Annotated in this window: 9 protein-coding genes; 8 read left to right on the top strand and 1 reads right to left on the bottom strand. The window is 73.4% G+C overall.

From position 1 onward, the window contains the following. Window positions 1-142 precede the first annotated feature (142 nt). The 7 genes from ACFY6S_RS11210 to ACFY6S_RS11240 all read left to right on the top strand — a co-directional run bounded on the left by ACFY6S_RS11210 (window position 143) and on the right by ACFY6S_RS11240 (window position 11,117). On the top strand, window positions 143-1,555 hold the full coding sequence (locus ACFY6S_RS11210) for a hypothetical protein (RefSeq protein WP_388825638.1): 1,413 nt from the start codon (window positions 143-145) through the stop codon (window positions 1,553-1,555). Between the two features lie 11 nt (window positions 1,556-1,566). Next, entirely contained in the window at window positions 1,567-2,589 is a 1,023-nt protein-coding gene (locus ACFY6S_RS11215) for a glutamate ABC transporter substrate-binding protein (RefSeq protein WP_388825635.1), read from the top strand. A gap of 89 nt (window positions 2,590-2,678) precedes the next feature. After that, a complete protein-coding gene (locus tag ACFY6S_RS11220) occupies window positions 2,679-4,004 on the top strand; it encodes a hypothetical protein (RefSeq protein WP_388825632.1) in 1,326 nt (441 codons plus the stop codon). A 76-nt stretch (window positions 4,005-4,080) separates the two neighbouring features. Then, a complete protein-coding gene (locus ACFY6S_RS11225) occupies window positions 4,081-6,969 on the top strand; it encodes a tetratricopeptide repeat protein (RefSeq protein ID WP_388825629.1) in 2,889 nt (962 codons plus the stop codon). Window positions 6,970-6,972: 3 nt separating this feature from the next. Beyond that, a complete protein-coding gene (locus tag ACFY6S_RS11230; protein ID WP_388825626.1) occupies window positions 6,973-8,355 on the top strand; it encodes a PP2C family protein-serine/threonine phosphatase in 1,383 nt (460 codons plus the stop codon). 92 nt (window positions 8,356-8,447) lie between these two features. Continuing rightward, window positions 8,448-9,809, top strand: a complete 1,362-nt coding sequence (locus ACFY6S_RS11235) for a VWA domain-containing protein (RefSeq protein ID WP_388825623.1) — start codon at window positions 8,448-8,450, stop codon at window positions 9,807-9,809. Between the two features lie 72 nt (window positions 9,810-9,881). Further along, window positions 9,882-11,117, top strand: a complete 1,236-nt coding sequence (locus tag ACFY6S_RS11240) for an FHA domain-containing protein (RefSeq protein WP_388825620.1) — start codon at window positions 9,882-9,884, stop codon at window positions 11,115-11,117. Between the two features lie 42 nt (window positions 11,118-11,159). Here ACFY6S_RS11240 and ACFY6S_RS11245 read toward each other — a convergent pair whose 3' ends face one another. After that, window positions 11,160-12,191, bottom strand: coding sequence for a methyltransferase domain-containing protein (locus tag ACFY6S_RS11245; RefSeq protein ID WP_388825617.1), 1,032 nt, complete (start codon window positions 12,189-12,191; stop codon window positions 11,160-11,162). 112 nt (window positions 12,192-12,303) lie between these two features. Here ACFY6S_RS11245 and ACFY6S_RS11250 point away from each other — a divergent pair, with 112 nt between their 5' ends. Continuing rightward, window positions 12,304-12,708 carry a globin gene (locus tag ACFY6S_RS11250; protein WP_388825614.1) on the top strand — a complete coding sequence of 135 codons (405 nt, stop codon included), beginning with the start codon at window positions 12,304-12,306 and terminating at the stop codon, window positions 12,706-12,708. The last annotated feature ends 5 nt before the right edge of the window (window positions 12,709-12,713 follow it).

Genomic DNA, 12,713 nt, shown 5'->3' on the forward strand with positions numbered 1-12,713 from the left:
GGCGGGCATGGCTGATCCGGCAGGTGCAAGATCCAGTCAAGCCTGATGTGGTGGGCGGTCCTTGCGGTCATACTGCTGCCCGGGAGATTTCCCCCGACCCGCAGGATGCGGGCCGCCGTCAGATGACCGAGGGGGAGGCCACATGACATACCCGTCGAATGTGCGCACCGCGCCGCCGCCGGCGCCGGGCCACGCGCCCACCCGGTCGTCGCCGTCCGCCGCGCCGCCCCCGGAGGAGCCTCCGGGGCGGGCAGCGGCGTGGACGGAGACCACGGAGCGGCTGCGCGCCGCCGCGGCGACGGAGCCGGGCCGGCTGCGGATGATCGGTGCGGCGCTGGCCCTGCTGGTCGTGGCGCTCGGCGCGGTGACGGCGTGGGAGGTCTCCGACCGGTTCGCTGCGGCCGACGACGTGGTCCACCGCAGTCAGCGGCTGAGCGTGGCCGCCGCCGACATCTACAGTTCGCTGGCCGACGCCGACACAGCCGCGGCCAGTGCCTTCCTGTCGGGCGCGCCGGAGCCCGCGGCGTTCAGCAAGCGCTACTCCGAGGACATCCGGACGGCGTCGGGCCTGCTGATCGAGGCGGCCACCCACACGGACAGCGCGAGCGCGTCGGGCAAGGCCATCACCGAGCTCAACGAGGCGCTGCCCGAGTACACCGGTCTGATCGAGCAGGCCCGCGCCTACAACCGGCAGGGCCTGCCGCTGGGAGCGGCTTATCTCCGGTACGCCAACGAGCGGATGACCGAGGATCTGCTGCCCTCGGCGGAGGCGCTGTACCAGGCGGAGACGGGCCGGCTCGCGGCGGACAGCGACCGGGCGCGGCAGTGGCCGTACGCGTCGACCGCGCTCGCCGCGCTGGCGCTCGGCTTCCTCCTCTGGACTCAGCGGCGCAACTACCTGCGGACGAACCGGGTCTTCAACCTGGGGCTGGTCTGCGCCACGGCCGCCTCCCTGGTCCTGCTGGCCTGGCTGGCGGTCGGGCAGTCCTTCGCCCGGGGCGATCTCAACAGCGCGCAGACCCAGGGGCAGGCGTCGCTGAAGGTGCTCAACGACGCGCGGATCGAATCGCTGAAGGCCCGGGCCAATGAGAACCTCACGATGGTCTCGCTGGGGGCGGTCCTCGCTGACGACGGCAGGAGCGACAAGTACGAGACGGATTACCGGACGGCCATGAGCAAGCTGGGCAGCGCGCTCGACCGGGCGGACGAGCTGGCCGACGGCGGCGCCGACGGCAGGCGCGTGGACGACGCGCGCGCCGCGTACGCGCAGTGGGAGAGCCGCCACAAGGAGGCCCGCGCCTCGGACGCGGCCGGGGAGTACGGCGCGGCGGTGGCGAAGGTCATCGGTGGCAAGGAGTCGACGGGCCAGTCGTTCGACCGGGTGGCGCGGGCGCTGGACGAGTCGCTCGTCGAGAAGCAGCGGGACTTCAGCCGCTTCGCCTCGGACGGGCAGAAGTGGCTGGACGGTCTGGCGATCGGGGCGGGCGCGCTGGCGCTGGTGGCGGCGGCCGGGGCGATCCTGGGCATCGGCCGCAGGCTTTCGGAGTACCGGTGAGAGGAGGAGTGATGACGTCCATGGACAGGCTCCGCCGGTTCCGCGCGCTCCACCGGTCCGGCGGGTTCCGCGGCTGGGGCGGTGTCATGGCGATGGTGGCCGCCTGCGTGCTGACCGGATCTCTGACGCTGCTCCCGCTGTCCCACACCGTGGGCGAGGACCCGGCGGCCCCCGCCCCGCAGCGGATCTCCACCGCCGTGCCCGTGGCCGCCGAGGACTGCGACCCGCAGCAGAGCACGGTCCGGCCGTCCGACATGGACGGCGAGGTCATAAAGAGGATCAAGGCCCGGAAGGTGCCCAAGCTGGTGGTCGGCATCGACCAGAACAGCTACCGGTGGGGCTATCGCAACCCCCTCACCAAGGAGCTGGAAGGCTTCGACATCGATCTGGTCCACGCCATCGCCGAGGAGATATTCGGCGACCCGAACGCCGTCACCTACCGTGCGATCACCACGAGTCAGCGGATTCCCGCGCTCAACGACGAGTCCGTCGACCTGATCGTCCGCACGATGTCGATCAACTGTCAGCGGAAGGACGAGGTCCTCTTCTCCACGGCCTACTTCGAGACGGGCCTCCAACTGCTCGCCCCGACGGGTTCGGACATCACGGGTTACGACGAGTCGCTGCGGGGCAAGCGGGTCTGCTCGGCGAGCGGGTCGACCGCGGAGAGCACGCTGAAGGTGGAGAGTTTCGGCGCCCGGACAACGGGGCTGTCGGTCCCCAATCAGCTGGACTGCCTGGTCAGGCTCCAGCTGGGCCTGGCCGACGCGATATTGACGGACAACTCGCTCGCGGCCGGGCTGATGGCGCAGGACCCGGCGATCGAGCGGGTCGGGGACCAGTTCCAGAAGGAGTACTACGGCGTCGCGGGCAAGCTGGGCCACACGGATCTGATGGCCCGGGTGAACAAGGTGCTGCGGGACTACCGCGCGGGCGGCGACGACAGCCTCTGGATGCGGTCGTACAGGAAGTGGCTGGAGAAGGGGCTGCCCGGCGTCACGGAACCGCCGGCGGCCAAGTACGCGGCTCCGTAGGGCCGAGCCGCCCCGGTGGCCGGTGACCGGGGGCCGGTGGGCCGACGATCTGCGGGACCGGGTGGACGCGAGAAGCGGAGAGGTGATCGATGGGCGGCACGGGCTCCTTCCCCGACTCGACGGGGAGGCCACCGGGACCGGCGATGGACCGGGACGAGGTGGACCGGGCTCTGGCGCGCCTCGAAGCGGAGCACGAGGCGATCGAGACCTCGCTGCTCGCCCTTCAGGACCACGCGGGCCGCCGGCTCCTCGAAGGCGCCGAGCTGACCGGTGTCACCAAGGACCGCTGGGCCGCGGCGGAGGGCGCGATCGCCCTGCTGTGGACGTACTTCGACGGGTACACGGCGGCGCTGACCGGCGCCAGGGAGGCGCGGGCCCGGCGGCGCTGGCCGAGCCGGGACGACCTCGTGGAGCTGACGGAGACCCTGCGCGGGCGCGGAGTCACCGTGGCCGGGGGCGCGGCACCCGCCGTCCCGGGCGGTCCCGCGAGGCTCTCCGAGCACTTCACCCTCGCCGAGCTGGTCTCCCGGATGAACGAGCTGTACGCGTCCTCGCTGGACATGGTGGTGACAGCGGACTCCGTGTGGTCCGCGCTGCCGGCCAGGATCGACCTGCTCTCGGCGGAGCTGCGGCGCACCCTCTCGCTGGCGCACTCGGTGGGCGTGCGGCCCGGGGAGCATCCGGCGGGCGACGACCTGGAGTCGATCACCCATGAACTGACCACGCTGCGCGCGCAGGTGATCTCCGACCCGCTGGCGTTCTGGCGCCCCGCGTCCGGCAGTTCGGCCCCCGGCGGCGGACGGCCCGACACCGAGCGTTACGACCGGGCGGCGCGGGCCCTGGAGGAGGTACGGCGGGAGATCGAGGCGGTGCTGCGGGTGCGCCAGGACTCGGAGGAGCGGCTGATGCGGCTGCGTGACGTCCTGTCGCGCGCGGACCGTACCCTCACCGAGGCCAGGTCGGCGCGCGGCGAGGTGCTGGCGAAGATCGCGGCCTCCGAGGTTCCCGCCGTCAGCGGCCCGCCGACCGCCCTCCAGGAGCGGCTCGCGACCGCCGCCGAGTACCGCAGGCACGCCCAGTGGAGCCGGCTCTCGCCCCTGCTGGAGTCGCTGGAGCGCGACGCCGAGGACGAACTGCTGCGGGCCCGCGCGTCGTTGACCGCCGTCACGGCGCCGCTCGCGGTCCGGGCGGAGCTGCGCGGGCGGCTCGACGCGTACAGGGCGAAGGTCGCCCGGCACGGGATGGCCGAGGACCCGGTGCTGATCGAGCGGTACGACACGGCGCGCCGGATGCTGTGGAGCGCGCCCTGCGATCTGCGCGTCGCCGAGCAGGCGGTGCTGCGCTACCAGCAGGCGGCCGCCGAGGTCCTGGTCCCGCCCCGGCCGGGATCGACCGGCGCCGGGGGTGAGCCGTGAGCGTCCCGGCGGACAGATACGCGGCGGCGGGACGCGCGCGCACGGCACGGAACACAGAGAGCGAGCGGGGGGACGGATGAACAACGGGACGGGCACATGCCAGCGCCCCGGCTGCGAGGGCTCGTACGAGGACATGGGCGGCGGTGAGCTGTTCTGCGACACCTGCGGTCTGGCCCCCGTCGTCGCGCCCGACGGGACGCTGTCCTCGCCGCCCACCGGCCTCACCGCCGGCGGGGCCGGCCAAGACAGCGGCTCGGGCCGGTCGCCCGGTTCGGGTCGCGGCTCGGGCTCCGGCAGTGGATCCGGCTCCGGCCGTGGCTCGGGCAATGCGTCCGGGAGCGTCCCGGAGGGCCGTTCGGGCAGCGGTGACTCCTCGCGCTCCTCGTCCCGCGCCTCCTCGCGCTCCTCCACCTCCCGGCGCTCGGTCTCCGGCCGCCTCTCGCGCACCCGGTCCGGAGAGCTGTCGTCCCGGTCGGTGTCGGTGCGCAGCTCCGGTTCCTCCACGAGCTCATCGGGGCGCAACCGGCTGGGCGCCGGGCTGGTGACCGTACCGGACGTGCCGCGTCCGGACCCGGGAGCGGCCGTCATGGAGAACCCGGAGGTGCCGGAGCGCAAGCGGTACTGCTCGCGCTCCGACTGCGGGGCGCCGGTGGGCCGTTCGCGCGGCGGCCGTCGCGGGCGTACGGAGGGGTTCTGCACGAAGTGCGGCCACCCGTACTCGTTCGTGCCGAAGCTGCGCGAGGGCGACATCGTGCACGGGCAGTACGAGGTGATGGGATGTCTGGCCCACGGGGGCCTCGGCTGGATCTATCTCGCCGTGGACCGTGCCGTCTCGGACCGCTGGGTGGTCCTCAAGGGCCTGCTGGACACCGGTGACCAGGATGCCATGGAGGCGGCGATCTCCGAGCGGCGCTTCCTCGCGGAGATCGAGCACTCCAACATCGTCCGCATCTACAACTTCGTGGAACACCTCGACCAGCGGACCGGTTCCATGGACGGCTACATCGTCATGGAGTACGTCGGCGGCAAGTCGCTCAAGGAGATCGCCAACGAGCGGCGCACCCCGTCCGGCAGACGCGATCCGCTGCCGGTCGAGCAGGCGTGCGCGTACGGGATCGAGGCGCTGGAGGCGCTCGGCCATCTGCACAGCAGGAACCTGGTGTACTGCGACTTCAAGGTCGACAACGCGATCCAGACGGAGAATCAGCTCAAGCTCATAGACATGGGCGCGGTCTGCCGGATGGACGACGACGAGGCCGCGATCTACGGGACCGTCGGCTACCAGGCGCCGGAGGTCGCCGAGGTCGGCCCTTCGGTGGCCTCGGACCTGTACACGGTCGCGCGCACGCTGGCGGTGCTGACCTTCGACTTCCAGGGCTACACGAATGTGTTCGTGGACTCGCTGCCCGACCCGGCCAATATCGAGGTCTTCCACCGGTACGAGTCCTTCTACCGGCTGCTGGTGCGGGCGACGGACCCCGATCCGGCCCGCCGGTTCTCCTCGGCGCAGGAGATGGCGGAGCAGCTGATGGGGGTGTTGCGCGAGGTCGTGGCGCTCCAGTCGGGCCGTCCGCGCCCCGCGCTGTCGACGCTGTTCGGCCCCGAGCTGCGGGTCACGGACACCGAGCTGTTCGCTGAGCTGACGGAGGACGTCTCCCGGCTGGGCGCGCGGGCGAAGCCCTCCGGTGGCAGGCCGGGCCGGCGCGCGAAGCCGGACGGCGCGGAGTCCGGGGCGGGCGCGCTCCCCGGAGCCGGCGCGGTGGCCCTTCCGGCGCCGGGCGCGCGGCCCGGGGTCCCGGGCACGGGCGGTCTCGATCCGGCGGCCGTGCCGTACCCGCCGGGGCAGGCGTCCGTACGGGGTGGCGTCCCGGCGCCGCGAGCCGCGGGTCTGCCGGCGGTCGGTGGGGCTCCCGGCGGCGGGACTCCCGGCGGCGGGGCTCCCGGCGGCGGGGCTCCCGGCGGCGGGGCGTCCGTGGGCACGGCGGGCGGACCTCGGCTCGCGCAGCTCGACGCGCGGGCGACCGCGCTGGCCCTGCCCGTACCGAGGGTCGATCCGAACGATCCGAACGCCGGTTTCCTCGCGGGGCTGATGGCCTCCGCGCCCGCCGAGCTGATCGCCGCGCTGGGCTCCGCCCCCGTCGATTCGGTGGAGCGGGGGCTGCGTGAGCTGCGCGCCCGTCTGGAGATGGACGAACCGGCCACGGCGGCCGAGGTGCTGCACTTCCTGGAGGAGCGGAACGCCGACGACTGGCGGGTGGTCTGGTACCGGGGTGTCACCTCGCTGGCGACGGGTGACCACGAGACCGCGGCGCTCTCCTTCGACGCCGTCTACGACGCGTTCCCCGGTGAGCCGACCCCGAAGCTGGCGCTGGGTGTCTGTGCCGAGGTGCTGGGTCAGCTGGACAACGCCGCCGAGTACTACCGCCTGGTCTGGACGACGGATCCGGGCTATGTCAGCGCCGCGTTCGGGCTGGCCCGGGTGCGGCTGGCCGCGGGTGACCGGGCCGGCGCGGTACACGCCCTGGAGTCCGTGCCCGAGGCGTCGATCCACTACACGGCGGCCAGGGTCGCGGCCGTACGGGCGCGGCTGCGGCAGCGCGGCGTACCGTCGTCCTCCGCATCCGGCGCCCTCTCCCCCGGGTCGGCGCCGGAGCCCGCGCTCATAGACGATCTGACGGCGGCGGCGCACCAGGTCGCCGCGCTCCGGCAGTTCGATCTGGACGCGGTGCGGCGTGAGCAGCTGTCGACGGAGGTACTGGGCACGGCGCTGGACTGGGTACTCTCCGGTAGTCCCGGGGTGCGGCCCGCGCAGGCCGTACTGCTCGGCAGTGAACTGGACGAGCGCGGACTGCGTTTCGGCCTGGAACGCTCGTACCGGGTGCTTGCCCGGCTCGCTCAGCGCGGCGAGGAGAGGATCGAACTGGTGGAGCGGGCCAACCGTTTCCGCCCTCGGACGTGGGTGTGATTGATGTCCCAGAACCACGGGTCGGCCGCGGTGCCGAACTGCCCCGGCTGCACCGAGCCGCTGGAGTCCGGCGATCTGTTCTGCGGTGTGTGCGGATACGACCTGTCGGCCGTGCCGCCGCGCCCCGATGACCGTCCCACCTTGGTCATGAACAGCCCGCCGCAGCCACCGCCCCAGCCGGAGCCCCAGCCGCAGCCGCAGCCGCCGGGACAGGAGCGGGCGGGGCAGCGGGAGCCGGCCGCCGGGGCGCATTGGCCTGCGGTCACCGGGAAGGACGGCTCGGGCACCCCCGTACCCGCCCATCTGCCGGACGAGGTGCCGGGCCTGGACTCGGCCGGGACCCGGATCGGGCCGCACACGGGTGACTTCGAGCTGCCCGCCCCGGCGGCGGTGCCCGCCGCCGTTTCCGCCGATCCGCGTACCGCCGCCCCCGGGGCGACGCCGCCGGCCGGCTCCAAGCTCTGTGTCGCCTGCCGCGCCGGGCAGGTCGACCCGGACGGCTACTGCGAGAACTGCGGCCACGCCCAGCCGCGCGAGCGCGACCACGTCGAGCGGGAACTCGGCGCGGTGGCCGCCGTCAGCGACCGCGGGCTGCGTCACCACCGCAACGAGGACGCGTTCGCCGTGTCGACCGCCGCGCTGCCGGACGGCTCGCCCGCCGTGGTCGCCGTGGTCTGCGACGGCGTGTCGTCGGCGACCCGTCCGGACGAGGCGTCCGCCGCCGCCGCCTCCGCCGCCAACGAGTATCTGCTCGCCGCCCTGGAGCGCGGTACGCATCCGCAGCAGGCGATGCACGAGTCGATCCTCGCCGCCGCCGAGTCGGTCAACTCCCTGGCCGAGGTGCGCCCCGGCACCCCCGGACACGACCCGCACCGCCATCAGAACGCCCCGGCCTGCACGATCGTCAGCGCCGTGGTGGCGAACGGACTGCTGGTGGTCGGCTGGATCGGGGACAGCAGGGTGTACTGGGTGCCGGACGACCGCGGGGGCCCGCCCGCCCGGCTCACCGAGGACGACTCGTGGGCCGCCCAGATGGTGGCGGCGGGGCTGATGAACGAGGCGGAGGCGTACGCGGACGAGCGCGCGCACGCCATCACGGGCTGGCTCGGCGCCGACGCGTACGAAGTGGAGCCGCACACCGCGTCGTTCAAGCCGGACCGGCCGGGTGTCGTGCTGGTCTGCACGGACGGCCTGTGGAACTACGCGGAAGGCGTGGACGAGATGGCGCGCGCCCTGCCCGCCGACGCGGCGCTCCGCCCGCTGCACGCGGCGCGGGTCCTGGTCGGGCACGCGCTCGACGGCGGGGGCCACGACAACGTAACGGTGGCCGTGCTGCCGTTCGCCGTCGAGCCACGAGGGGCAGGATCCGACCGCCGCACGCCGTGAGCGGCGCCCGGCGCCGAGCGGCGCCCCGGGGCCGTTCCACCGCAATCCCGTTCTGTGTCTCCCCAGTGTGGAGCGTCAAGGAGCCGATAGAGATGGCGAACTTCTCGAAGTCGAGCGTGCCGCGGTTCGCCGTGGACGTGTACCAGAACGAATATCTGCCGGAGGGCGGGCGCGAGGTCAACGCGATCGTCACGGTCACCTCCACGGGCGGCGGCACCACCGGGGGTGTGGCGCCGTCGGGAGCCTCCCCGGCCGGGAACTCCGCGCCGGCCGGCGACCGGAACGCCGCTGTGGTGATCATGGTCGACTGTTCGGGCTCGATGGACTACCCGCCGACGAAGATGCGCAACGCGCGGGACGCCACGGCAGCGGCGGTCGACACCCTGCGCGACGGCGTCGCCTTCGCGATCGTCGCCGGTACGCATGTGGCGCGGGAGGTGTACCCGCGCGGCGGAGGGCTCGCGGTCGCCGACGGGCGGACCCGGGCGGAGGCCAAGGACGCCCTGCGCCGGCTCAGCGCGGGCGGCGGTACGGCGATCGGCACCTGGCTGCGGCTCACCGACCGGCTGCTGGCCTCTGCCGATGTCGCCATCCGGCACGGGATCCTGCTGACCGACGGCCGTAACGAGCACGAGTCGGCGGAGGACCTGAAGGCCGCGCTGGACGCGTGCGCGGGCCGGTTCACCTGTGATGCCCGGGGAGTCGGCACGGACTGGGAGGTCAAGGAGGTCACCGCCATCGCCTCGGCGCTGCTCGGGAGCGCCGACATCGTGGCCGATCCGGCGGGTCTGGCCGAGGACTTCACGCGGATGATGGAGAACGCGATGGGCAAGGAGGTCGCGGATGTGGCGCTGCGGATGTGGACGCCGGTCGGGGTGGAGATCGGCTTCGTCAAGCAGGTGGCGCCCACGGTGGAGGAGCTGACGCAGCGGCGTACGGAGGCCGGACCGCGCGCCGGGGACTATCCGACCGGTTCCTGGGGCGACGAGTCGCGCGACTACCACATCTGTGTGCGGGTTCCCGAGGCCGGCATCGGCCGGGAGATGCTGGCGGCACGGATCTCGCTGATCCTTCCGGTGCCGGGAGACGGCCCGCCCGAGGTGCTGTCGCAGGGGCTGGTGCGGGCGGTGTGGACGGACGATCTGGCCGCCTCCACCACCATCAACCCGCAGGTCGCGCACTACACGGGCCAGGCCGAACTGGCGCAGGTCATTCAACAGGGCCTCAACGCCCGCAAGTCGGGGGATTTCGACGGTGCGACGGCGAAGCTGGGGCGCGCCGTGCAGCTCGCCGCCTCGTCGGGGAACGCGGATACCGCGAAACTGCTTTCGAAGGTGGTGGACGTCGTCGACGCGGCGACAGGTACTGTGCGACTGAAGGCGAAAGTCGCGGATGCGGACGAGATGACCCTGGAAACACGGTCGACGAAGACCGTCCGCGTGAAGAAGCAGTAGCCGGCGGCAGCCGGAAACAGCAGCGAAGAACGACGGCCTCCGGGCCGGACGAGGAGAGGGGGAAGCGCCGACATGCCGACCTGCCCGAACGGACACCAGTCGGGTTCCGAAGACTGGTGCGAGGTCTGCGGCCATCGCATGGCCGGTCCTGGCGCTCCCGCGGGCGCCGTACCGTCGCCTCCCCCCGCCCCCGGCTACGGATACCCGCCGGGCCCCGGCGCCGGTCAGGACGCCCCGGCCCGGGCCGAGCTGTGCCCGCAGTGCCGCACCCCGCGCGAGCCGATGGCTCCGTTCTGCGAGGAGTGCCGGTGGAACTTCCTGACGAACACGGCGACGTCGTACACCCCGCTGGCCCCGCAGCACCCGGTGCCCGGTGGCGCACGCCCCGGCGGCCCGCCCGGCGGGCCCGCACCCGGGCTGAACCTGCCGCCCGGGTTCCAGGCGCAGCAGCCGCCCCGGTCGGCCGACCCGTACGAGTACCAGGGTTCGCGCCCTTCCCGGCTGAACCGGCCCGCCGAGCCGCTGGCCTCCGAGCCGGTCGCGGAGCAGGACCCGCGCGGCCAGGGGTCACAGGGGTTGTACGGACAGGGCCCAGGACAGGGACCAGGGCAGGGCGCGCAGGGGCGGTACGGGCAGGACACGCACCGGCAGGGCCCGCCGCCTCCGCCGCCGTACCAGCAGCAGGCGGGCCAGTCGGCCCCGCCGTCCTTCCAGCAGCCGCCCGCCCCGGCGCGGCCCAGGACGGGCGAGGACGACTGGATGCTGCCGCCGCCCGGTTCGGCGCAGGGCCAGGCGCCCTACCAGTCCCAGCAGCACCAGTCGCCGCAGGGGTCCCAGCAGGGTTCGGCGCAGGGCGCTCAGCAGTCCGAGCCCCCGCAGCCGTACCAGCCGCTGTCGTCGCCGACGGGCTGGACGGCGGTCATCGGACCGGACCGTGACTACTTCATGGCGATGATGCAGCGCAGCGGCCCGGAGGCGACCGGGCTGAACCTCCCGGCGTACTCCCCGGAGCAGCGCCTCCCGCTGTCCGGCAGCCAGGTGGCGATCGGCCGCCGCCGGCACTCCACCGGCGAGTCCCCCGACATCGACCTGTCGGTGCCGCCGGAGGACCCGGGCGTCTCGCACCAGCACGCGGTCCTGGTCCACCAGCCGGACGGCAGCTGGTCGGTGGTCGACCAGAACTCGACCAACGGCACCACGCTGAACGGCGCGGAGGACCCGATACAGCCGTATGTCCCGGTCCCGCTCAAGGACGGCGACCGGGTGCATGTCGGTGCCTGGACGACGATCACCATCCGGCGCGGTTAGGACCTTTTCACCCGGCTTCCGCCGTCCCGGGGCAGGTACGTCCTAGGACGTGCCGCGCCCGTTCAGGGGCCAGGTGTACGGTCCCGTCGGGTCGTCCAGCCAGGCCCACTGGCGGTCCCCGGCGACCGTGACGCCGAATCTCTCCCGGCCCGGACGGCGCTCGCGCCGCCAGAGGGCCAGCGCCTCGTGCGGGTCGAGGCTGTTGGCGGTCAGGGTCAGCAGAAAGCGGAAGAGTTCGTTCCCGCCGGCCTGGGCCGGCTTTCCGCCGACGGGGTGCCGCGTGTCCTGGTCGGCCCCCGGCACCCCCCGCAGCGGTACGAAGTAGGCGGGGGTGGGCAGGAAGTGTCCTTCCGCGCACGGCGTGCCCCCGGCGCCGACACCGTCGTGGTCGCCCGCGCCGACCCGCAGGACGATCAGTCCGGTGGCGAGCGGGGCCAGGATCAGGGCGCCCGGCCGGCACTGCGCGAGCCAGCTCACCGGCACCGACGGCAGGGTGCAGGTCGCGATGATCCGGTCGAACGGCGCCCGCCGGGGGCAGCCCCGCGCGCCGTCGCCGGTCACGACGGCGGGCCGGTAGCCGGCCGTCGCGAGATGGGAGCGGGCGGACTCGGTGATCTCCGGGTCCAGATCGACGGTGGTGACCAGGGCGTCGCCCAGCCGGTGGGCGAGCAGGGCGGCGTTGTAGCCGCTGCCCGCGCCGATCTCCAGGACCCGGTCCCCGTCCCGCACGTCCAGCTCGGCGAGCATGGTGGCCATCAGCGAGGGCTGGCTGCTGGACGAGATCAGCTCGCCGTCGCGCACCCGGATCGCGAGCGGCCCGTCCGCGTACGCGCCCCGCAGCCAGCGCGCCCGCCGCGCGGGCTCGGGGTCGCCGCTCCAGAGCCGGTCGTAGCCGCCGGGACGGCTGACGAAGTAGTACGGCACGAAGACATGGCGCGGCACCTCTTCGAACGCCGCCCGCCAGGCGGGGTCGCCGAGCGCGCCGGTCGCCGCGATCTCCGCGACGAGCGCGGCGCGGGCCTCGGCGGCGGCCGGGTCGTCAGGACCGTACGGTTCGTACCGATGTGCGCCCATATTCCCACTGTCCTGGGTCGGCGGCCGGAAAGCCACCACGCGGGGCCGGGCGGGCAGGGCCGCCGGTCCTAGGGCCTCGGTCCTCCGCCGGTATGTCTGAGACCATGGACAGGTGAATGACATTCCGCGCGACACGCTTCAGGAGCAGACCTTCTACGAGCAGGTCGGCGGCGAGGCGACCTTCCGGCGCCTGGTTCACCGCTTCTACCAGGGGGTCGCGGAGGACCCGCTGCTGCGGCCGATGTATCCGGAGGAGGATCTGGGGCCGGCCGAGGAGCGCTTCGCGCTCTTCCTGATGCAGTACTGGGGCGGTCCCCGCACCTACAGCGACAACCGGGGCCACCCCCGGCTGCGGATGCGGCACGCGCCGTTCAAGGTGGACAGCGCCGCGCACGACGCCTGGCTGAAGCACATGCGGGTGGCGGTGGACGAGGAGGAGCTGTCCGAGGAGCACCGGACGCAGCTGTGGAACTACCTCACCTACGCCGCGGCCTCCATGGTGAACACCGAGGGCTGAGTCCC

The organism is Streptomyces sp. NPDC012835, from assembly GCF_042900885.1.
GTDB lineage: Bacteria > Actinomycetota > Actinomycetes > Streptomycetales > Streptomycetaceae > Streptomyces.

What these genes read in the sequence shown, in the direction of transcription:
- ACFY6S_RS11210 (WP_388825638.1), top strand. Translation starts at nt 143, where the DNA reads ATGACATACCCGTCGAATGTGCGCACCGCGCCGCCGCCGGCGCCGGGC.
- ACFY6S_RS11215 (WP_388825635.1), top strand. Translation starts at nt 1,567, where the DNA reads ATGACGTCCATGGACAGGCTCCGCCGGTTCCGCGCGCTCCACCGGTCC.
- ACFY6S_RS11220 (WP_388825632.1), top strand. Translation starts at nt 2,679, where the DNA reads ATGGGCGGCACGGGCTCCTTCCCCGACTCGACGGGGAGGCCACCGGGA.
- ACFY6S_RS11225 (WP_388825629.1), top strand. Translation starts at nt 4,081, where the DNA reads ATGAACAACGGGACGGGCACATGCCAGCGCCCCGGCTGCGAGGGCTCG.
- ACFY6S_RS11230 (WP_388825626.1), top strand. Translation starts at nt 6,973, where the DNA reads ATGTCCCAGAACCACGGGTCGGCCGCGGTGCCGAACTGCCCCGGCTGC.
- ACFY6S_RS11235 (WP_388825623.1), top strand. Translation starts at nt 8,448, where the DNA reads ATGGCGAACTTCTCGAAGTCGAGCGTGCCGCGGTTCGCCGTGGACGTG.
- ACFY6S_RS11240 (WP_388825620.1), top strand. Translation starts at nt 9,882, where the DNA reads ATGCCGACCTGCCCGAACGGACACCAGTCGGGTTCCGAAGACTGGTGC.
- ACFY6S_RS11245 (WP_388825617.1), bottom strand. Translation starts at nt 12,191, where the DNA reads ATGGGCGCACATCGGTACGAACCGTACGGTCCTGACGACCCGGCCGCC.